Origin of the sequence: Kribbella sp. NPDC051586 (assembly GCF_044453965.1) — a bacterium.
Taxonomy (GTDB): Bacteria; Actinomycetota; Actinomycetes; order Propionibacteriales; family Kribbellaceae; genus Kribbella.
Genome location: NZ_JBITDF010000001.1, coordinates 1976707 through 1995556, shown reverse-complemented (window position 1 = coordinate 1995556; position 18850 = coordinate 1976707). Strand labels below are relative to the sequence as shown.

Below are 18850 nucleotides of genomic sequence, written 5' to 3'. Positions count from 1 at the left end.
AATGCCGGCGACGACCCCCACGCCGACCTTCACGCCGCCGCCGAGGCTGACGCCGACCACCGCGAAGTCCACTCCGTCGGCACCGACCGGCCCGGTCGCGCTCGAGGCGGCTAGGCTGACGCAGGGCGGGGATCCACGCCTGACCTATCGGTTCGACCGAACTGTGCTCGGTGCCGGCAAGGAGTTGAAGGTCCCCAGCAGCGGAAGCCTCATGGAGGTTGCCCGCCTGGGCACCAGCGTGCTCGCAACGACCGCGGCCGGCGAGTTGGTGAAGGTCGACTCTGCCGGAGCAGTGGTTCGCCGTACTCCGCACGTCATGACCCTCACCGGGACGGCTGACCAGTCCGCCGTGGCGTACGCGACCACTCCAGCAGTGGTTGTCGGACAGCAGACGTACGGCGCGACGCTCTACGCGGAGACTGGCGGCTCACCGAAATCCGTGGAGCTTCCCGACGTCCAGAGCATCTATGTGCTCGCGTACGCGAAGGACAAGGTCTACTACAAGGCTTCCGTCAAGGGCGCTGAGACAACTCTGAAGCTCTACGCCTGGACACCGGGCGCAGCCAAGCCCGTCCTGGTGAAGACTGTCGTCGGAGACACGCTGGCTGTCTCGAGCGACGGCCGCCTGGCGTCCTCGCTACCCGCGAACAACAAGGGCGACGGCTGCTCCACAGTCGTCGAGATCGCCACCGGCAGGAAGCGTTTCAAGACCTGCGACTACCGGATCTCCGCGTTCACGCCCGACAGCGCCGTCGCGATCGCCACCCCGGCGTACGGCGACAGCTACTGCAGCAACATCATCACCGCGCTGGACTCACGCAGTGGCGCCATAGAGCATCAGTGGAGCGGCTGCTTCTACCGGGCCGTCGCGGAGGACGACCAGCATGTTCTGATGGTTGCGGTCGTGGCAGGCGGCGGCCAGGATCCGAACACCAAGAGCACGGTGGTGCGCTGTTCCCTCGACACCGCTGCGTGCGAACGGGCAACCGAGATCGTCACCGCCAAGCAGATCGACTTCGCCCGGTAGTCTGCTCTGGGCAGATGTCCCTTCACCGCAAGGGTTTTCGGGGCAGACTGCGGGTATGACGACGGTTGCCGTGCTGGCTGACATCCATGGGGTGCTGCCTGCGCTGGAGGCGGTGCTGGCCGACGCTCGGGAGGCTGACCTGATCGTGCTGGCCGGGGACATCGCCAGCGGGCCGCAGCCTGTGGAGACGCTGGATCTGCTGACAGCGTTAGGTGATCGGGCGGTGTGGGTGCGCGGCAACGCGGACCGGGAGCTGGTGGAGATGGCTCGCGGGACGTACGACGCTGAGCCGCCGGATCCGGTCAGTCCGTGGGCTGCGGAGCAGCTGCGGCCGGACCAGGTCGAGCTGCTCGCCGGACTGCCTACAACGGTGACGATCGGGGATGCGCTGTTCTGCCACGCCACTCCGCGCGACGACGAGGAGATGGTGCTGGTCGACAGTCCGATCTCTCGATGGGCACAGGTCTTCGACGGACTGCCCGACCCCGTCAGGACAGTCGTCTGCGGTCACACCCATATGCCGTTCGCCCGTCAGGTCGATCGGCGGCTCGTGGTGAACGCGGGCAGCGTCGGTATGCCGTACGGCGCACCTGGCCCTAGCTGGGCGCTCCTCACCGCAGACGGCGTACAGCTGCGTCGATCCGCGCTGGACGCCACGGCGGCAGCGGAGCGGATCGTCAGCGAGTCGACGTACCCAGGACGTGAGGAGTGGGTGGCGGAGTACCTCCTGAGCACGTACTCCGACACGGAGGCGCTGGAGGCGTTCAGGCCGCGCGCGGAGGGCTGAGCGGTTACCGTCAGGGCATGTTCGCGCGGCGGCGGAAGCATTTCGGGACTCCGGCCGACAAGGCGACGTATGCGACCCTGCATACCGCCTCGTTGGCCAGCCCGCACCTGCGCGAGGGCCTGACTCCCGCAGCGGCAGGCAAAGCGAGCCGCCACCTCAGGGACCTCCTGGGTACGGCGGCGATCGCGATCTGCGACTCCTCCGGCGTACTGGCGTGGGACGGCGTCGGCGGACCGTACGAGAGCAATCACCGTCGTGACGCGAAGGATCTTGCCGCACCGACGCTCCGCTCCGGCCGGACGGCAGTACTAGGTGCGCACGACGTGGCCTGCGGCGATCCGCAGTGCCCTGTCCGGACCGCAGTGGTCGCACCGATCGTCACCGAAGAGCGCGTGGTCGCCGTACTGGTCGCGTACAGCAACAACACCTCGGCTGCACTGGTCAGAGCGACCGAGGAGGTCGCCCGGTGGGTGTCCGGCCAGGTGGAGCTGGCTGAGCTCAACAAGGAGCGCACCCGGGCCATGGAGGCCGAGTTGCGGGCGCTCCGCGCGCAGATCAGCCCGCACTTCATCTACAACGCTCTGGCCGCTATCGCGTCGTTCGTCCGCACAGACCCCGAGCGGGCACGTGAGCTACTGCTGGAGTTCGCTGACTTCTCCCGGTACGCACTGCGGCGTGGTGGCGAGTTCACCACGCTGGCCGATGAGCTGCGCAACGTGGAGCGCTATCTGGTGCTGGAGCAGGCTCGCTTCGGCGATCGGCTCAAGGTGTCGCTGCAGATCGCCCCAGAGGTGCTGCCGGTGGTCATCCCGTTCCTGGTCGTCCAGCCGCTGGTGGAGAACGCAGTACGGCACGGTCTCGAGGCTGGGGCCGGATCGATCACCATTCGCGCGCGGGACCGGATCAACGAGGCCGAGATCAGCGTGGAGGACGACGGGGCCGGCAGTGACCCCGAGGTGATCCGGGCCGCCCTGTCCGGCGAGACCGGCTCCGACTCGGTCGGCCTCGGCAACGTCGACGCCCGCCTGCGCCAGGTGTACGGCGACACGTACGGCCTGGTCGTGGAGACCGCCGTGGACGCCGGCACGAAGGTAACTTTCCGCATCCCCAAATACTCCTCAGGTGTGCACGCGTCCCCTTAGTGTGAGGGCATGGCCGACACTCCGCTGCGCGCGCTGGTCGCGGACGACGAGGAGCCCGCGCGGAACGAGCTGGTGTACCTGCTGCGTCAGGACCCCCGGATCGGCGACATCAAGATCGCGTCCGACGGCCCGGAAGCGCTGAAGATCCTGCAGGCTTCCGACTTGGACGTGGTGTTCTGCGACATCAAGATGCCCGGTCTGGACGGCATCGACCTGGCCAGTGTGCTGTCCAAGTTCCGCCAGCCGCGTCCTCGGATCGTCTTCGTCACCGCGTACGACGAACACGCCGTAGCCGCCTTCGAGCTCGACGCGGCCGACTACGTCATGAAGCCGGTCCGGGCCGAGCGCCTGGCCGAGGCCGTCCGCCGGGTGGTCACTGCGGGCGCACCGGCGGCGCTGCAGTCGCCGGACGACACCGAGGACGAGACGATCTCGGTGGAGCTCGCCGGCGTCACGCGGTTCGTCCAGCGCTCCACAGTCCGGTATGTCGAAGCGCAGGGCGACTACGCCCGCCTCCACACCGGCCAGAACTCGCACCTGGTCCGCGTTCCGCTCAGCACTCTGGAGGAGCGCTGGCGGGACGCCGGGTTCACCCGGATCCACCGCAGCACGCTGGTCGCGCTGGCGCACATCGACGAGATGCGCGTCGACGGCGGCCGGTGCGCGGTCCGGGTCGGCGGCGACTGGCTCCCGGTCAGCCGGCGGCACACCCGCGAACTGCGCGACCTCCTGGTCCGATCGACCTCCCTGCGATGAGCACTCCGGAGGGACCGCGCAGGGTTCGGGTCACCAGCCCGCGCACCAGCGCGGCACGACGTCCGATCATCCCCACCGGCACCCGCGAGATCGACGAGCAGACCCGGCTCGGCGAGATCTACATGCTCTCGCTGGTGCAGTCCCAGCTCCGGCTCACGCTGGCCGTGATCGGCGGCGTACTACTCGTCCTCGGCAGCATCCCACTGCTCTTCTGGCTCGTCCCACCGACCCGCACCCTGTCCATCCTCGGGCTACCGCTGCCCTGGGTGATCCTCGGCATCCTCGTCTATCCGGTGGTGTACGTGGCCGCCCGCATCTACGTCCGCAACGCCGAGCGCATCGAGGCGGAGTTCACCGAGTTCGTCGGACGGCAATAGATGTCACCGGCAATCAGTCTTAGCGCGATCGGTTTGGTGGTCGTGGCGACGATCGGGATCGGGCTGTTCGGGTTGCGGATCTCGCGGACCACCAGTGACTTCTACGTCGCGAGCCGTGCGATCACCCCGCGCTGGAACGCCTCCGCGATCAGCGGTGAGTACCTGTCGGCCGCCTCGTTCCTCGGGGTCGCTGGTCTGGTGCTGGTGAACGGCGCCGACATGCTCTGGTTCTCGGTCGGCTACACCGTCGGCTATCTGATGCTGCTGGTCCTGGTCGCGGCCCCGCTGCGCCGATCCGGTGCGTACACCCTGCCGGACTTCGCCGAGACCCGCTTCGAGTCCGCCGCCGTACGCCGGATCTGCGCCGGGCTCGTGGTCGGCATCGGGACGCTCTATCTCCTGCCGCAGCTGCACGGAGCCGGTCTCGCCGTCCAGACCGTCACCGGCGCACCGCCGCAGGTCGGCGCGCTGATCGTCGCCGTGATCGTGGTCATCAATGTCGCCGCGGGCGGAATGCGGTCGATCACCTTCGTCCAGGCGTTCCAGTACTGGCTCAAGCTGACAGCGTTGGCGACACCAATCTTCGTGATCCTGCTTGCCTGGCATCAGCCGACCGGCGTCCTCGACTCGCTGCACGGCGCGGCCGCCGAGTGGGCCGAGCCGTTGTCCCGCGCCGGCGGACGCGACCACCCGCTGTACGCGACGTATTCGTTGCTCTTGGCCCTTTGTTTCGGGACGATGGGCCTGCCGCACGTCCTGGTCCGCTTCTACACCAACCCGGACGGCCGCGCGGCCCGTCGTACCACGGTCGTCGTCCTCGCGCTGCTCGGCCTGTTCTACCTCTTCCCGCCGATGTACGCCGTACTCGGGCGGACGTTCACGCCCGACCTGGTGGGGAGCGGCGGGGACACCGTCGTACTCGAGCTGCCGGGGCGGGTTTTCCCTGGCACAGCAGGGGATCTGCTCGGGGCACTGGTCGCGGCGGGTGCGTTCGCGGCGTTCCTGTCGACGTCGTCGGGGTTGACTGTCGCGATCGCCGGGGTGATCGATCAGGACCTGTTGCGGAGCCGGCTGCACCAGTGGACCGGTGCGGACTACGTGGCCGTGAACAGCTTCCGGATCGCGGCGCTGATCGCCATGGTCGTGCCGTACCTCGCGTTCACGGTGACCGGCGCACTGAGTCTCGCGGACACCGTCGGTCTCGCGTTTGCCCTTGCTGCGTCGACATTCTGCCCCTTGCTGGTATTGGGCATCTGGTGGCGGCGGATGTCGACCACAGGCGCCGCGGCCGGGCTGGTCGTCGGCGGGATCGCGGCCAGCGCAGCCGCTCTGATCAACGTCGCGGGCGCGCCGCAGGGCGGCTGGCCGCGGGCGCTCGTCGGGCAGCCGGCCGCCTGGACGATGCCGCTCGCCTTCCTCACCGTCATCGTCGTCTCGAAGCTCACCCCGGACCGCATCCCGGCCGGAACCGCCCGCAGCATGGTCCGTCTGCACACACCGGAGGCAGTCGACGTCGACCGCGGCCTGCCACCTCGGTAGACCGCTCGTCGCGTGATTCCTACCGCTCGGCGCAGCTGACCGATCCACCGGACGACTGGTCTGCTCCGCTGAGCGCTCGGTGCGCGCCGGTGCTGTCGGCGGCTGGTGACCCACGCCACAGTACGACGTGCCAGGCCTCTTCCGCCCGGCTCGATCCACCCTGGAGGCTCGCCGATGAGTGATACGCGCGATCCGGACCTCACGACGTACCGAGACGTCCAGCTGTCGCCGGACTTCTCCGAACTGCGTCGCCGGTTCCGGCGGTTCGTGTTCCCGATGACCGCGTTGTTCCTGGTCTGGTACTTCGCCTACGTCCTGCTCGCCGCTTACGCGCACGGCTTCATGTCGCACAAGGTCGGCGGGAACATCACCGTGGCCCTGCTGTTCGGCCTCGGCCAGTTCGTCTCGACGTTCGCGATCACGATGATCTATGTCCGCTGGGCCGACCGCCGGCTCGACCCGGACGCCGAGAAGCTGCGCCACCAGATCGAGGGAGAACCGCAGTGACCGCCCCACTGATGTTGCCATTGGCAACAGACATCGGAAACCCGACCGTCAACATCGTCATCTTCGCGCTGTTCGTGGTGGCCACGCTGGCGATCGTGTTCCGGGCCTCCCGCAACAACCGGACGGCGGCCGACTTCTACGCCGGCGGCCGGTCCTTCACCGGCCCGCAGAACGGCATCGCGATCTCCGGTGACTACCTGTCCGCCGCGTCGTTCCTCGGCATCGCCGGCGCGATCGCGCTCAACGGGTACGACGGCTTCCTGTACTCGATCGGCTTCCTCGTCGCGTGGCTAGTCGCATTGCTACTAGTTGCAGAGCTACTACGAAACACCGGCCGCTTCACGATGGCCGACGTACTGTCGTTCCGGCTCAAGCAGCGGCCGGTCCGGATGGCCGCCGCGATCTCGACCCTCGTCGTCTGCTTCTTCTACCTGCTGGCGCAGATGGCCGGCGCCGGGGGTCTGGTCGCGCTGCTGCTCGGCGTCAGCCACCGGGCCGGACAGAGCATCGTGATCGCCGTTGTCGGCATCCTGATGATCACCTACGTCCTGGTCGGCGGCATGAAGGGCACCACCTGGGTGCAGATCGTCAAGGCCGTGCTGCTGGTCATCGGCGCCGGAATCATGACGCTCTGGGTGCTCGCGAAGTACACGTTCAACCTGTCCGCACTGCTCGGCGCGGCAGTCGACAAGAGCCCGGCGGCGGGCGAGAAACTCCTCTCACCGGGCCTGCAGTACGGCGTCAGCGGCATCACCAAGCTGGACTTCATCTCGCTGGCACTGGCCCTGGTGCTCGGCACCGCGGGCCTCCCGCACGTGCTGATGCGCTTCTACACCGTGCCGGACTCCAAGGAAGCCCGACGCAGCGTCAGCTGGGCGATCTGGATCATCGGCATCTTCTACCTGTTCACCCTGGTCCTCGGGTACGGCGCTGCCGCGATCGTCGGACCGGACCGGATCAAGGCCGCACCGGGCAAGGCCAACTCGGCCGCGCCGCTGCTCGCCTTCGAGCTCGGTGGCGAGGTGCTCCTCGGCGTCATCTCCGCGGTCGCCTTCGCCACGATCCTGGCCGTGGTGGCCGGGCTGACCATCACCGCGAGCACGTCGTTCGCGCACGACATCTACGGCCAGATCATCAAGAAGGGCCAGATCAGCGGCGACGGCGAGGTCCGCGTGGCGCGGTACACCGCGGTCGTGATCGGCATCGTCGCCATCATCGGCGGCATCTTCGCGAACGGCCAGAACATCGCGTTCCTGGTGGCGCTCGCGTTCGCGGTCGCGGCGAGTGCGAACCTGCCGACGATCCTGTACTCGCTGTTCTGGCGGCGCTTCAACACCCGCGGCGCCCTGTGGAGCATCTACGGCGGTCTGGCCTCGGCGATCATCCTGATCGTGTTCAGCCCGGTCGTCTCCGGCAAGGTGGACAAGAAGACCGGCGCGAGCCTGTCGATGATCACCGATACCAGCATCGACTTCCACTGGTTCCCGCTCGACAACCCCGGCATCGTCTCGATCCCGCTGGCCTTCCTGCTCGGCTGGCTGGGAACCGTCACCAGCAAGGAGCCGGTCGACGTCGACCGCTTCGCCGAAATGGAGGTCCGCTCCCTCACCGGAGCCGGCGCCGAGAAGGCGGTCCACCACTAAAGACCTGTCAGGCAGGCCCTGCTGAATCGACGCGGACCTGCCTGACAGCCCCAATCCACCCCAAACTCCGGGCGGTCAGGTAGGCGAGTACCTGATCGCCCGGCTCACGTTCCGGGGCCGGTAGTCAGAACTCGAGGGTCGGCCAGAGTTGGTAGAAGGCCTCGCGGGAGGTGTTGCCGCGGTGTTCTTCGGTGGCGTGCAATCGGCCGAAGGTGAAGGGGTTGCCGCCGTCGGCGTACACCTCGAGGGCCAGGTGGTGGAGGAGGTCGCGGGAGACGACGGAGTCCTGGTGTTCGCCGAGGATCTCCTGGACCTCTTCGGCAGATCCCGCCAGCACACTTCCGGAGTCGCCGAGGACGGGTACTGCGGACTCCGCGGCGTACCGCAGGCGCTTCGCGGCCTTGCGGACCTCGTGGAGCTCGTGGTCCTGCTCCGCAACGGTTTCCGCGGCCTCGGAGCGCTTGACGGCCTTGCGCATCCGTTTGCGGTCGTGGTGGAGGAGGTCGCTGATCTGCTTGCTCGCCTTGCGGTCGTCGTCCGTGATCGGCGGTTTCGCGATCAGCTCGTCGAGCGTGTCGAGCAGCCGGAAGTACCGCGGGCTCTCCAGCGCCGCGAGCGCGCCCGCGCGACCGTCCTTGTAGACCCGGCGCAGGTGGTCGTCGATCCGGCCGGCGACGCGGCCCATCACGAGCTCGACCGGCTGCTCCGCGACCTCGGCCGCGAAGTGTTCGCGCTGCACCTCGGCATCGCGCGCGACACCGAGTTCGCCGGCGAGCCACTTCAGTTCGGCCCGGATCTCGTCCCCCGCCTCGCGATCGATCACCGGCCGGTACGTCGCCAGCGCCGACCGTAGTCGCCGCGTCGCGACCCGGAACTTGTGGATCGAGTCCGGGACGTCCCGCCGTACCTCAGGGTCCCGCTCGTGGATCGCCTGCACCTGAGCCGCGGCGTACGCGCGGAACAGATCGGAGGTCCGCGGCTTCTTCGGCATCGTCCACTCGTCCGGCGCCGGCACCCGACCGCCGAGCGCGCGGGCCAGCTTGCTCGGACCGGCCGCGGGTCGCGCACCGGCCGACTTCAGCAGCTCCCCGGCGTCCTCGAGCAACAGCTTGTCCCCGCCGACCAGCTCGACCTCCCACTCGCGCCAGCTCTCCGGCTCACTGCCCTCGACCGTCGCGGTGACGTGATCGTCGGCGAGCTCCGCGAGTACGGCGCCGTCGGCGTCGAGCAGGCGGTGCACGACGCGCCTGGTCTGCAGCGTCACGACCGGCGAGAGCGTGTGGTCGCGTACGTGGACCCGAACTGTGCGCACGACCGCGATCGGCACACTGCGCGCCGACCGGCCGAGCGGATGATGCACCTCGAGCCGCTCACCCGACGACACCGGGAACTTGACGTGCCAGCCGTCGTCCTCACCACCGGTACGGCGGCGCAGGGTCACCTTGTTCGCGGCGAGGTCGAGGTCGGGGGTGTCGTAGTACACCGCGACCAGGTCCAGCTCGACCGGTTGGGCGACGCTCGCGACCCCGGGCAGCTCGTGCAGCGCCGGCAGGATCACGCTCTCGTCGACGTCGTACTTCGTCTCGATCTCAAGCTGCTCAGTCGGGGCCATCCTCCCTGTTTACCAGGCGTTCATGAACTGGTCAGGTGAGTGCTCGCAGATCGGCGACAAGTCGTTGCACATCACGATCCTCGATGCCGTTGACGGTCGGGCGGAACTGCTTGCGCTGGTTGCGATTCAGCGCCCGGCAGACCGCGGCGACGATGACGAGCAGTCCGATCATGTCCGACCGACCCCCTTGAAGAACGTGTAGTGGAAGGTGCCGCCGGGCCCGGCGGTCAACTCGAGATCGCGGATGCCCGCGTCCCATTCGGCCTTCGTCCGCAGACCGGCCGCGATCGCGCGGTCGCGAACGGACTCGACCATGGCGATGAACGTCTTGCGGGTGAAGCCGTCGACCAGGTGCGGGAGGGTCTGGTCGGCGTAGACGGTGCGCGGCTCGACGTGTACGTCGTCGTACCCGGCCTGCTCGAGGAGCGGCTGGAGCCGCCGGCCGATGAGCGAGTCACCGCCCGCCTCGGCCTGGAGGTCGACGAGACAGTCGACGGCGGCCTGGGCCTGCGAACTGCGTGGGTGGTAGATCGCGGAGCCGTGGTCGCCTTCGATCACCGTGATCGTGCCGCCGGGATTCAGAAGGCTGCGCAGCTTCAGCAGGGCGTGGTGCGGATCGGGGAGGTGCTCGAGGACGAAGCAGACGAAGATGTGGTCGAACTGCTCGTCGGGCAGGTCGTGGAGATCCACATGGCGCCAGTCGACCGTCGCTTCCGGCGCGTGCGCTGCGACGCGGGCCTTGGCCTGGGCGAGCGAGTCTTCAGAGACGTCGACAGATACCAGTGAGATGCCGGGGCTCCGGGTCACCAGCTGCACGGTCTGCGCGCCCACTCCGCAGCCTGCCTCCAGCACTCGGCTGCCGGGCGGGTAGGCGGTGCCGCTGTGGAGCAGGTCGGCCAGCGTCCCGGCCTGATCCGTCAGTCGGCGGGTCTCCGCCGGGGTGTACCCGTGGACGTAGTCAGTTCCCATACCTCTACGGTCGCGCCACAATGGTCCTGTGAACAGGTCCAATCCAGCTAGAAGTGGCAGGTCCATTGGAGGTGCCGACTTCCTTCAACTGGATCCGGCCGAGGCACCCGCCGGCGGTCTCGCGGACTGGCTCACCGACCGCCTCCGCACCGCCATCTCCACCGGCCACCTCCCGGTCGGCACCCGCCTCCCCGCCACCCGCACCCTCGCTGCCGACCTCGGCATCTCCCGCGGCGTGGTCACCGAGTCCTACCAACGCCTCACCGAAGACGGCCACGTCACCGCCCGGGGCCGCGCCGGCACAGTCGTCGTCGGCGCGCCGATCGGCACGAGTTCAGAGACCGCCAGTTCGACAGGACGTAGTCGTGTACGCATACGCCCTCGCCCGCCTGGCGCACCGACTGAAGTCGGCGGAACGGGCCATACCTCCTGTCCTTCGGCAGATCTGCACGACGCCGGACTCAAGATCTTCGACAACCTGCGGGCACTTCCGGCGCGGATCGACCTGACGCCGGGCGTGCCCGACCTCGCCGCGTTTCCGCGCAGCGCGTGGTTGCGGGCCGAGCGTGCGGTGCTCAACGATCTGCAGGCAGCGGACTTCGGGTACGGCGACCCGGCCGGCACACCCGCGCTACGACGGGCCGTCGCGACCTGGCTGACGCAGAACCGCGGGATCGCGGCCGACCCGGACGACCTGATCATCGTCGCCGGTGTCGCGCAGGCGATCGGCCTGGTGGCGCAGGTCCTCGATCAGCGTGGCGTGCACGAGATCGCGGTCGAGGACCCCGGCTCGCTCGGCTCCCGGCAGCACTTGCAGAACTGGGGCATGCACACGCCGCCCATCGCGGTCGACGACCGCGGCCTACAGGTCGACGTACTGCGGAAGTCCGGCGCCAAGGTGGTGATGGTGACGCCGGCGCACCACTTCCCGACCGGCGTCGTGCTCGACGGTGAGCGTCGGCGTGAGCTGATCCAGTGGGCCGCGGACGGTGGGCTGGTCATCGAGGACGACTACGACGCCGAGCACCGGTACGACCGCCCACCGGTGCCGGCGCTGCGCGCGATGCTGACGGACCAGGTGATCTACACCGGCAGCATCTCCAAGCTGCTCGCGCCGTCGTTGCGGATCGGGTGGATGCTCGCACCCCCGCAGTACAAGGACGACCTCATCGGCCGCAAACGCCTGGCCGACCTTGGCAACGCGGCGCTTCCGCAGCTCACCCTCGCGCACCTCATGGAGTCAGGCGAACTCGAACGCCAACTGCGCTTCCTCCGTCGCCGGCACCGCATCCGCCGCGACGCGATGGTCACCGCCATCCGCCACTACTTGCCCACCGCGACCATTCACGGCGCGGCCGCCGGTCTGCACCTCACCATCACGTTCGACGACGCGACCAACGACCTCGCCCTGGCAACACAGGCCCTGGAGAAAGGCGTCAAAACCCACCCTCTCTCCTGGCACAGCCAGCTCCCCCACGCACCCGGGCTGGTCCTGGGCTACGCCGCCCGCACCACCACTGAAATCACCGAGGCGATCGCCACCATCAGCGGGTGTAAAGCGAGGACATAGCCAGCGCGAACTGCGTCATCAGGTCCGGGTTGATCGCGCGCGCCGGGAGCGGGACGAGGTCGACGAGCTTGTCGTCACCGACGCGGATCGTGGTGCGGCCGGTCGCGGTGTCGACATACCCTTCGTCGCCGAGCGGGATCGACTGGGCCGTCGCCGCCTTGCGCATCGGGGCCATCAACGCCTTGGCCTGCGCCGTACGGCGGACCGAGGTGTAGAGCACATTCGTCGAGCTGACCCAACCGCAGACCGGGTCGCCCAGAAGCGTCTCACCGTCCCGCCGGACCATCGCCGGCGCGCCCATGACCTTCTCGGCCGCGGACGAACCGCGCTCACACTCCGCCCGCGTGACCAGCAGCTGCGGCTCGGGCAGCCCCGGCACCTGCCGGATCACTTCCTGACCGAGCACGGCGTACTTCGCCAGCGTCGCCTTCGGACCGGCGATCTTGTACAGCCTGCCGTCCAGCAGGAAGACCACGAACGTGCTCGTCCCGTACCCGCCCTCGCCAAGGACTACCGGCTTGGCGGGCTCGCGCTTCGTCGCGGCGTACGCCTTCTGGTTCGCCGCCAGCGTCGCTTTCGTTGCCGGAAGCACCGAAGTTTCGACGTTCAGCATCGGCCCGTTCGGAGCCGTGCTGAGCTTCAGCTGACAGACGTCGTACGTCGGGATCCCGAAGTCGGTCGGCGGCGTCTCGGGGTGGATGTTCGCGACTGGCACCGCGAGCGTCGACCGCACCAGCGTCGCGTCCATCCGCACGCACACCGTGTCCGCGACCTTGGCCGGCCCGCTCGGCGTCACGGACGGCGTTGCCGACGGGGTCTCCGAGGGCGTCTGCGACACCGACACCAGCGGCGGCGCACTCGGCGCATCCTCCTGCCCGGGACGGCTACAGCCCGCAAGGAGCACGGCGGCCAGCCCGGCGGCGATCAGGATACGCATGATGATTCAGAGCCTAACGGGCCGCGCGGAGGTCTCTTTCGCGGACGGCGTGTTCGTCGGTGCGGGCGTCGTAGCGCCAGAACTCGCGTAGCCAGGCGGCGGTCCCGACCACGCCGATGACGCAGAGGGCGCCGCCGCTGACGATCGCGGTCCGGACGCTGGTGAGGTCGGCGACGACACCGGATCGGGCCTGGCCGCCGAGCGGGCCGAGCGAGTACCCGAGCATCTCGATCCCGGCCAGCCGGCCGCGCATCTCGTCGGGGATCGTCTGGTTCCAGATCACCGAGCGGAACAGCACCGACACCATGTCGGCCGCTCCCGCCAGCGCGAAGAACCCGATCGCGAACCAGATGTTCGGCGCCAGCCCGGCGATCCCGACCGCGGCACCCCAGCACATCGTGGCCAGCACCACCGCCCGGCCCTGGTGATGGACGTGTTTGGCCCAGCCGCTGGTCAGGCTGGCACACATCGCCCCGATGGCCTCCGCGCTGTACAGGAGACCGAGCAGTTTCGGTTCCTTCAGGATCTCCGTCGCGAACGCCGGGAACAGCACGATCGGCATCGCCAGGAACATCCCGACCATGTCCACCAGGTACGTCGCCAGCAGGTCCTTGCGCCGGAACGCGTAGACGATTCCGCCACCGATCGCCCGCAGACTCGGCGCCGTGGTGTGATCGCCCGCCCTGTACGAGCCCAGTCGGGTGTAGAGCAGCGTGGCGAACACGATTCCGGTCAGCTCGATCGCAAACGCCCAGGTCACGCCCGCTGTGCCGACCAGAACGCCACCCAGCGCCGGACCGGCCAGCTGACCGATCTGCCCGGTCAGGGAGCTCAGCGCGACCGCCGCCGGGATCTCCTGGTGGCGGACCACTCGCGGGAGGAGCGCCTCCCGGCTCGGGCGCTGCAACGAGGACGCGATGGCGTTCAGCGCGCCGCAGACGTAGATCAGCCAGATCTGCGGGTTCGGCAGCAGGGTGTTGGTGACCATCAGCGCGGAGATGACGATCTGGGCCATGCCGGTGCCGACGAGCAGCTTCCGCCGTTCGACGTGGTCCGCCAGCGCACCGCCGTACAGCCCGAACACGACGAGTGGGGCGATCGTCACCAGGCCCATCGCCCCGACGGCGAAGTTCGATCCGGTGAGTTCGTACAGCTGGTACGGCAGAGCGACGTACCCGACCATGCCGCCGAGGAAGAAGACCGATCCCGAGACCAGCAGGATGCGGAAATCGCGGGAACCACGCCACGGGGTCAGATCGACGCGCAACCGGGCCAGTCGCGTGCGGAGACTTGCTGCCACCGGCCCATAGTGTCAGGTCCGACCGGCCTGGACGAACCTGATTTCCACCCACCCTTTCGAGCAGGGCCGAAACGTCCGGGGGCGGAACCCGCGGCGTCCTACGGTGGAGCCGGTTGGTTGCCTAGGGCGTCAATCTCCGGCCCGGACGGCCCGGCCGGATCCACCGTGGACAGGAAGAAGAACCGCATGATCTCGATCAAGTCGGCCGGCACCCGGCTGCTCGCCACGCTCGCCGCGGGCGCGGCGGCCGGTGCCACCCTGCTTGTTCCCTCCGCGGCCCAGGCCGCCGGTACGGCGTCCGCCGCCGCCACCAGCACGACCGCAGTCTCGTCCTTGCTCACGTCCGGCCAGTACCTGAAGCCGGGCCAGTACCGCCGCTCGCCGAACGGGATCTACACGCTCCTCATGCAGACCGACGGGAACGCCGTGCTCTACAAGGGCCGCACCGCGCTGTGGGCCTCGATGACGAACCGCAAGGCCTCCAGCCTGATCATGCAGCGCGACGGCAACCTGGTCGTCGTCTCCGGCCGTACGCCGGTCTGGGCCAGCAACACCGCGGGTAGCACCGGCGCGTTCCTCGCCGTGCAGAACGACTCCAACCTGGTGATCTACAACACCCGCAAGAAGGCCGTCTGGTTCCGGCACATGGTGATCGGCACGCTCGGCTCCGGCAGGCTGCTGAATCCCTACGACATGCTGTTCTCGCCGAGCCGGGTCTACCGTCTGCAGATGCAGACCGACGGCAACCTCGTGATGGTGAAGAACGGCAAGACCCCGGTCTGGTCCACCAAGACGATCAGCAAGGGCGCGTACGCCGTCATGCAGCAGGACGGCAACTTCGTCGTCTACAGCGCCGCCAAGCGTGCCCTCTGGTCCTCCAAGACGGTCCGCAAGGGCTCCGTGCTGCAGATGCGGGACGACGGCCGCCTGGTGATCGTGTACGGCCGCACCGCGATCTGGTCCACCTCGGCCCACTGATCGCCTGAGAACGTGTGCCGCGGCGCCAGCGGGGACGCCGCGGCACATTCACGTCCGGACCAGCGGCAGCAGGCTGCTGAGGTCGGTCCGCTCGCCGCTGGCGCGGAGTCTGCCGGTCAGACGGGCGTCGGCCCAGGTGGTGCGGCCCAGCGCCACGTCGATCCACAGCTCAGGCGGGAGCTCGATCACCGCGCCCGGCGTACCCCGGGTGTGCCGCGGACCTTCGATGCACTGCACCGCGCCGTACGGCGGGACGCGGACCTCGACGGCGTGACCTGGCGCCTTTGCCACCAGGAGTTTCAGCAGTTCCTTGGTGAGCAGTTTCAAGTCGGCGCGGTCCGCCGTACTGTCGTTGTAGCGCTGCAAGGCCTGCTGGAACGGGGGTTCGGACATCTCCACGACGTGCCAGCGTACGCGCGGGTTTGCGGTGACGCCCCTCTCGTCAGCGATAATCGGCCGGGAGAGAGGGAAGCGAGGTCGGGATGCTCACGCCCAGGCACCAGGCGCTGCTGATGACGCTGGCGGGAATGACCGTCGGCGTAGCCGTGTTCGGCACGGTGCTCGCCATCAACGGCGGCAATCCGTTCGCCGCCGACAACAACACCTCGGTGGGGATCGTGAGCTCGGCCCCGCCCAGCACCCCGGCCTGTGCCGGTTGTCTCCAGCCCGGCTCGCTGCAGTACGCCGTGCAGAACTTCGGCACCGACGACGACCCGGTGTCCGCCGAGGTCCCGACGGGGTGGAAGAGCCCTCAGGACGGCACCCGGCCGAAGTTCCTCGACCCGACCGGGGTCTGGCAGATCCGGTTCGACACGCGCGGCAGCAAGCAGACCCCGGATCAGTTGGTCGCGGGCCGCGAGCACAGCATCGACGAGCGCAACCTGAAGGTGCTCAGCCGCGATGACGGCACGCTGGTCTACACCTACACCGACCAGGCCCGCGGGCCGCGGATGGGCCTGTCGCGCTGGATCTCGACCGACGGCGGCAAGACCTCAGCGGTCGAGATCACCGTCGGCGGCCGCCCGCGGGACGAGGCCGGCCTCCGCGCGATCCTCCAGCACGCGACCGACACGCTCAAACTGCCGGTCGCGTCCGGCGACACCAGGCCCAACTAACACTTGATGTCGGTGGCCGGTGTGTTGCCCTGCACGAGGTAGCTCTCCACGACGTTCTTCACACAGGCGTTGCCGGACAGGTACGCCGTGTGCCCGTCGCCGTCCCGCGTGACCAGGACACCGCTTTCCAGCTGGTGCGCCAGGCTGACCGCCCACTCGTACGGCGTGGCCGGGTCGCGGGTCGTGCCGAGGACCATGATCGGCTTCGCGCCGGCGGCCTTGATCTTGTGCGGCTGGTTCACCGGCTTCACCGGCCAGTTCACGCACGACACCGACGACCAGGCCAGGAACTCGCCGAACCGCGGTGACGCCGTCTTGTACGCCGGCAGGTTCGCCTCGATCTGCGCGATCGAGGTGAAGTCCGGGTGATCGAGGCAGTTGATCGCGATGTTGACCTCGTTCGAGTTGTCGGCGTACCCGCTCTGCTGCCGGTCGGTGTACTCGTCGGCGAGCGCTAGCAGGCGGGCCCCGTTCCCGGCGAGTCCGTCGGCGACAGCGTCCTCGAGCCGCGGCCAGAAGTCCTTCAGGTAGAGCGGGTAGATCAGGCCGAGGATGACCAGGGCCTGGGTGACCTTGCGGTTCCCGTCGCCTGGCAGCGGGTTCGCGTCGCTGTCCTTGATCAGCTGGTCGACCTTGGCGAGGATCTCGGTCTTGCTGCTGCCGAGCTTGCAGGACCGCTGCGCGCAGTCCTCCGCGAAGGCGTCCAGCGCCTTGTCGAAGCCCTTCGCCTGCGCGATCCCCAGCTGCTCGTTGGTGATCGACGGGTCGACCGCGCCGTCCAGGACCATCCGGCCGACGTTCTTCGGGAACAGCTCGGCGTACGTCGCGCCGAGGTACGTGCCGTACGACATCCCCAGGTAGTACAGCTGCGGGTCGCCGACGATGCCTCGCAGTACGTCGATGTCGCGGGCCGCGTCCTTGGTCGACAGATGGGGCAGCAGGCGGCCCGAACGCTGCTCGCACGCGGCGGCGAACGTCTTCGCCTCCTTGTCGAGGTCGGCGATCTCGGTCGCGTTGTCCGGGCTGCCGTCGGCGGCGATCATCGTGTCCAGCTGCTCGGTGTCGAGACACTTGACCGGCGTGGAGTCGCCGACGCCGCGTGGATCCCAGCCGATGATGTCGAACTTGCGCAGCAGCGACGAGCCGAACAGCATCGGCGCCTGCCCGGCGAACTCCTGACCGGACGCGCCCGGACCGCCCGGGTTGATGAACAGCGTGCCGAGCCGGCCGCCGCGGTCCCGGGCCAGCACCTTCCGCGCCCGCAGCTCGATCGTCTGGCCGGTCGGTTTCGTGTAGTCCAGCGGGACGAGGATGGTCGCGCACTGCTGGTTGGAGCCGCAGCGTTCCCAGTCCGGCTTCTGCTGGTAGAACTTCTCCAGCCCGGCCGGGATGGGGCCGACAGGTGCGCTGGGCGGGTTGCTGCCGATGCCGGGCGCCGGCGCGCCGTCGTCCGCGTTCTGGGCGCGACTGGCAACACCGCATCCGCTCGCCAGGACCGCAAGAGTTGCCACCAGAACGGTCGACCTGCGGAATCTCACTGCGCGGTTTCTCCCTCGTCGTCATGGTGCAGGCGGCGGCGCCGGCGCGGTTTCCGGACCCGCCGCTCCTCGCGGGCCTCCTCGTGCTCATCCGGTGCTGCCTGCGCTTCCGGTACTGCCTGCGCTTCCGGTACTGCCTGCGCTTCCGGTACGGCGTCCTCGACCGGGGTCGTCGTACCGGGCGGTTCGACCGGGGCGGCGTCCGGGGTCGTCGTACTGGACGCCTCGTACTGCTGCCGCGGCGAGCACACGTCCGCCCGGCTGCAGGCGCAACGCCGGCCCGAGGCCGCCAGCCGGACGACCACGGTGTCGCTCGGCACGTTGTGCCCGACCACCACTCCATCACCCGCGGGGGTCTCCACCGCGGACCCGACCGCGGGAGCCTTCGCGTTGAACTCCTGGTACAGCGGGTGCTCGTACTTCAAGCAGCACATCAGCCGGCCGCAGGCGCCGGAGATCTTCAGCGGGTTCAGCGGGAGGTCCTGGTCCTTCGCCATCCGCACGCTGACCGGCTCGAAGTCCTTCAGGAACGTGGCGCAGCACAGGTCCCGCCCGCACGGCCCGATCCCGCCCTGCAACCTCGCCTCGTCCCGGGCGCCGACCTGCCGCAGCTCGATCCGGGCCCGGAGCGCCCGCGCGAGATCCCGGACGAGCTCGCGGAAATCCACCCGGTGCGGGGCCGAGAAGTACACGATCACCAGCTGGTCGACGTCCGGCCGCCGGTCGACGAAGTCGATCCCGACCACCTTCATCGGCAAGTCGTGCTGCCGGATCGTCCGCTTGGCGATCACCCGCGCGTCGGCCCGCCGCTGCCGGTTCTGCTCGTCCCGGTCCAGGTCCGCCCCGGTCGCGATCCCCTCACACAGCGGCAGCCCACCAACCTCCTCGGTGACGTACTGCGGCGCCCACACGCACTCCGCCACCTCGGGCCCGTCGTCAGTAGGCACGAGCACTTTGTCCCCCACCCGGGGCCGAAACTCACCCGGGTCCAGGTAATAAAGCCGCCCGTACCGCTCGAACGACACCGCCATCACCATACCCACGCCGTCAGAG

General features: G+C 68.8%; 19 protein-coding genes. 11 read left to right on the top strand and 8 right to left on the bottom strand.

The features are described from left to right. Nucleotide 1: 1 nt before the first annotated feature. The 8 genes from ACIA58_RS09885 to ACIA58_RS09850 all read left to right on the top strand — a co-directional run bounded on the left by ACIA58_RS09885 (nt 2) and on the right by ACIA58_RS09850 (nt 7778). Nucleotides 2-1027, top strand: coding sequence for a hypothetical protein (locus ACIA58_RS09885; RefSeq protein WP_396403186.1), 1026 nt, complete (start codon nt 2-4; stop codon nt 1025-1027). Nucleotides 1028-1082: 55 nt separating this feature from the next. Beyond that, nucleotides 1083-1814 (top strand): metallophosphoesterase family protein, encoded by a 732-nt coding sequence (locus ACIA58_RS09880; protein ID WP_396403185.1) that lies wholly within the window; start codon nt 1083-1085, stop codon nt 1812-1814. 17 nt (nt 1815-1831) lie between these two features. After that, complete coding sequence (locus ACIA58_RS09875; RefSeq protein ID WP_396403184.1) at nt 1832-2956, top strand: histidine kinase; 1125 nt, start codon at nt 1832-1834, stop codon at nt 2954-2956. Nucleotides 2957-2965: 9 nt separating this feature from the next. Continuing rightward, the gene (locus tag ACIA58_RS09870; protein ID WP_396403183.1) at nt 2966-3712 is read left to right on the top strand and encodes a LytR/AlgR family response regulator transcription factor; all 747 of its coding nucleotides are present in this window, start codon (nt 2966-2968) and stop codon (nt 3710-3712) included. Continuing rightward, on the top strand, nt 3709-4089 hold the full coding sequence (locus ACIA58_RS09865; RefSeq protein ID WP_396403182.1) for a hypothetical protein: 381 nt from the start codon (nt 3709-3711) through the stop codon (nt 4087-4089). The genes ACIA58_RS09870 and ACIA58_RS09865 overlap by 4 nt, the downstream gene beginning before the upstream one ends. A 42-nt stretch (nt 4090-4131) precedes the next feature. Next, complete coding sequence (locus ACIA58_RS09860; protein ID WP_396403181.1) at nt 4132-5628, top strand: cation acetate symporter; 1497 nt, start codon at nt 4132-4134, stop codon at nt 5626-5628. Between the two features lie 174 nt (nt 5629-5802). After that, nucleotides 5803-6135, top strand: a complete 333-nt coding sequence (locus tag ACIA58_RS09855) for a DUF485 domain-containing protein (RefSeq protein ID WP_396403180.1) — start codon at nt 5803-5805, stop codon at nt 6133-6135. Nucleotides 6136-6146: 11 nt separating this feature from the next. Then, entirely contained in the window at nt 6147-7778 is a 1632-nt protein-coding gene (locus ACIA58_RS09850) for a cation acetate symporter (protein ID WP_396403336.1), read from the top strand. Between the two features lie 124 nt (nt 7779-7902). Here the strand turns inward: ACIA58_RS09850 and ACIA58_RS09845 are convergent, their stop codons facing one another. The 3 genes from ACIA58_RS09845 to ACIA58_RS09835 are packed head-to-tail and all read right to left on the bottom strand — an operon-like array spanning nt 7903 to nt 10359. Next, nucleotides 7903-9390, bottom strand: a complete 1488-nt coding sequence (locus ACIA58_RS09845; RefSeq protein WP_396403179.1) for a CHAD domain-containing protein — start codon at nt 9388-9390, stop codon at nt 7903-7905. 31 nt (nt 9391-9421) lie between these two features. Beyond that, entirely contained in the window at nt 9422-9562 is a 141-nt protein-coding gene (locus ACIA58_RS09840; protein ID WP_396403178.1) for a hypothetical protein, read from the bottom strand. Further along, nucleotides 9559-10359, bottom strand: coding sequence for a methyltransferase (locus ACIA58_RS09835; protein ID WP_396403177.1), 801 nt, complete (start codon nt 10357-10359; stop codon nt 9559-9561). Before ACIA58_RS09835 ends, ACIA58_RS09840 begins: the two co-directional genes overlap by 4 nt. Nucleotides 10360-10387: 28 nt before the next feature. Here ACIA58_RS09835 and ACIA58_RS09830 point away from each other — a divergent pair, with 28 nt between their 5' ends. Continuing rightward, complete coding sequence (locus ACIA58_RS09830) at nt 10388-11929, top strand: PLP-dependent aminotransferase family protein (protein ID WP_396403176.1); 1542 nt, start codon at nt 10388-10390, stop codon at nt 11927-11929. Here ACIA58_RS09830 and ACIA58_RS09825 read toward each other — a convergent pair. Together ACIA58_RS09825 and ACIA58_RS09820 are read right to left on the bottom strand one after the other, a co-directional pair. Further along, entirely contained in the window at nt 11904-12866 is a 963-nt protein-coding gene (locus ACIA58_RS09825; RefSeq protein WP_396403175.1) for a hypothetical protein, read from the bottom strand. The two genes, ACIA58_RS09830 and ACIA58_RS09825, sit on opposite strands and share 26 nt — an antisense overlap. A gap of 13 nt (nt 12867-12879) precedes the next feature. After that, nucleotides 12880-14166 carry an MFS transporter gene (locus ACIA58_RS09820; RefSeq protein WP_396403174.1) on the bottom strand — a complete coding sequence of 429 codons (1287 nt, stop codon included), beginning with the start codon at nt 14164-14166 and terminating at the stop codon, nt 12880-12882. A 186-nt stretch (nt 14167-14352) separates the two neighbouring features. Here ACIA58_RS09820 and ACIA58_RS09815 point away from each other — a divergent pair, with 186 nt between their 5' ends. After that, the gene (locus ACIA58_RS09815; RefSeq protein ID WP_396403173.1) at nt 14353-15144 is read left to right on the top strand and encodes a hypothetical protein; all 792 of its coding nucleotides are present in this window, start codon (nt 14353-14355) and stop codon (nt 15142-15144) included. 48 nt (nt 15145-15192) lie between these two features. Here the strand turns inward: ACIA58_RS09815 and ACIA58_RS09810 are convergent, their stop codons facing one another. Beyond that, nucleotides 15193-15537: a sterol carrier family protein gene (locus ACIA58_RS09810; RefSeq protein ID WP_396403335.1), complete on the bottom strand. Its 345-nt coding sequence runs from the start codon at nt 15535-15537 to the stop codon at nt 15193-15195. Between the two features lie 89 nt (nt 15538-15626). Here ACIA58_RS09810 and ACIA58_RS09805 point away from each other — a divergent pair, with 89 nt between their 5' ends. Continuing rightward, complete coding sequence (locus ACIA58_RS09805) at nt 15627-16259, top strand: hypothetical protein (protein ID WP_396403172.1); 633 nt, start codon at nt 15627-15629, stop codon at nt 16257-16259. On the opposite strand, the gene ACIA58_RS09800 is transcribed toward ACIA58_RS09805, so the two are convergent. After that, entirely contained in the window at nt 16256-17797 is a 1542-nt protein-coding gene (locus ACIA58_RS09800) for an alpha/beta hydrolase (RefSeq protein ID WP_396403171.1), read from the bottom strand. The two genes, ACIA58_RS09805 and ACIA58_RS09800, sit on opposite strands and share 4 nt — an antisense overlap. After that, nucleotides 17794-18834, bottom strand: coding sequence for a stage 0 sporulation family protein (locus tag ACIA58_RS09795; RefSeq protein WP_396403334.1), 1041 nt, complete (start codon nt 18832-18834; stop codon nt 17794-17796). Before ACIA58_RS09795 ends, ACIA58_RS09800 begins: the two co-directional genes overlap by 4 nt. Between the last annotated feature and the right edge of the window lie 16 nt (nt 18835-18850).

Coding starts and splice junctions, on each gene's coding strand:
- ACIA58_RS09855 (WP_396403180.1), top strand. CDS start 5,803: ATGAGTGATACGCGCGATCCGGACCTCACGACGTACCGAGACGTCCAG.
- ACIA58_RS09850 (WP_396403336.1), top strand. CDS start 6,147: ATGTTGCCATTGGCAACAGACATCGGAAACCCGACCGTCAACATCGTC.
- ACIA58_RS09880 (WP_396403185.1), top strand. CDS start 1,083: ATGACGACGGTTGCCGTGCTGGCTGACATCCATGGGGTGCTGCCTGCG.
- ACIA58_RS09875 (WP_396403184.1), top strand. CDS start 1,832: ATGTTCGCGCGGCGGCGGAAGCATTTCGGGACTCCGGCCGACAAGGCG.
- ACIA58_RS09835 (WP_396403177.1), bottom strand. CDS start 10,359: ATGGGAACTGACTACGTCCACGGGTACACCCCGGCGGAGACCCGCCGA.
- ACIA58_RS09825 (WP_396403175.1), bottom strand. CDS start 12,866: ATGCGTATCCTGATCGCCGCCGGGCTGGCCGCCGTGCTCCTTGCGGGC.
- ACIA58_RS09865 (WP_396403182.1), top strand. CDS start 3,709: ATGAGCACTCCGGAGGGACCGCGCAGGGTTCGGGTCACCAGCCCGCGC.
- ACIA58_RS09815 (WP_396403173.1), top strand. CDS start 14,353: ATGATCTCGATCAAGTCGGCCGGCACCCGGCTGCTCGCCACGCTCGCC.
- ACIA58_RS09845 (WP_396403179.1), bottom strand. CDS start 9,390: ATGGCCCCGACTGAGCAGCTTGAGATCGAGACGAAGTACGACGTCGAC.
- ACIA58_RS09840 (WP_396403178.1), bottom strand. CDS start 9,562: ATGATCGGACTGCTCGTCATCGTCGCCGCGGTCTGCCGGGCGCTGAAT.
- ACIA58_RS09810 (WP_396403335.1), bottom strand. CDS start 15,537: ATGTCCGAACCCCCGTTCCAGCAGGCCTTGCAGCGCTACAACGACAGT.
- ACIA58_RS09795 (WP_396403334.1), bottom strand. CDS start 18,834: ATGGTGATGGCGGTGTCGTTCGAGCGGTACGGGCGGCTTTATTACCTG.
- ACIA58_RS09885 (WP_396403186.1), top strand. CDS start 2: ATGCCGGCGACGACCCCCACGCCGACCTTCACGCCGCCGCCGAGGCTG.
- ACIA58_RS09805 (WP_396403172.1), top strand. CDS start 15,627: ATGCTCACGCCCAGGCACCAGGCGCTGCTGATGACGCTGGCGGGAATG.
- ACIA58_RS09870 (WP_396403183.1), top strand. CDS start 2,966: ATGGCCGACACTCCGCTGCGCGCGCTGGTCGCGGACGACGAGGAGCCC.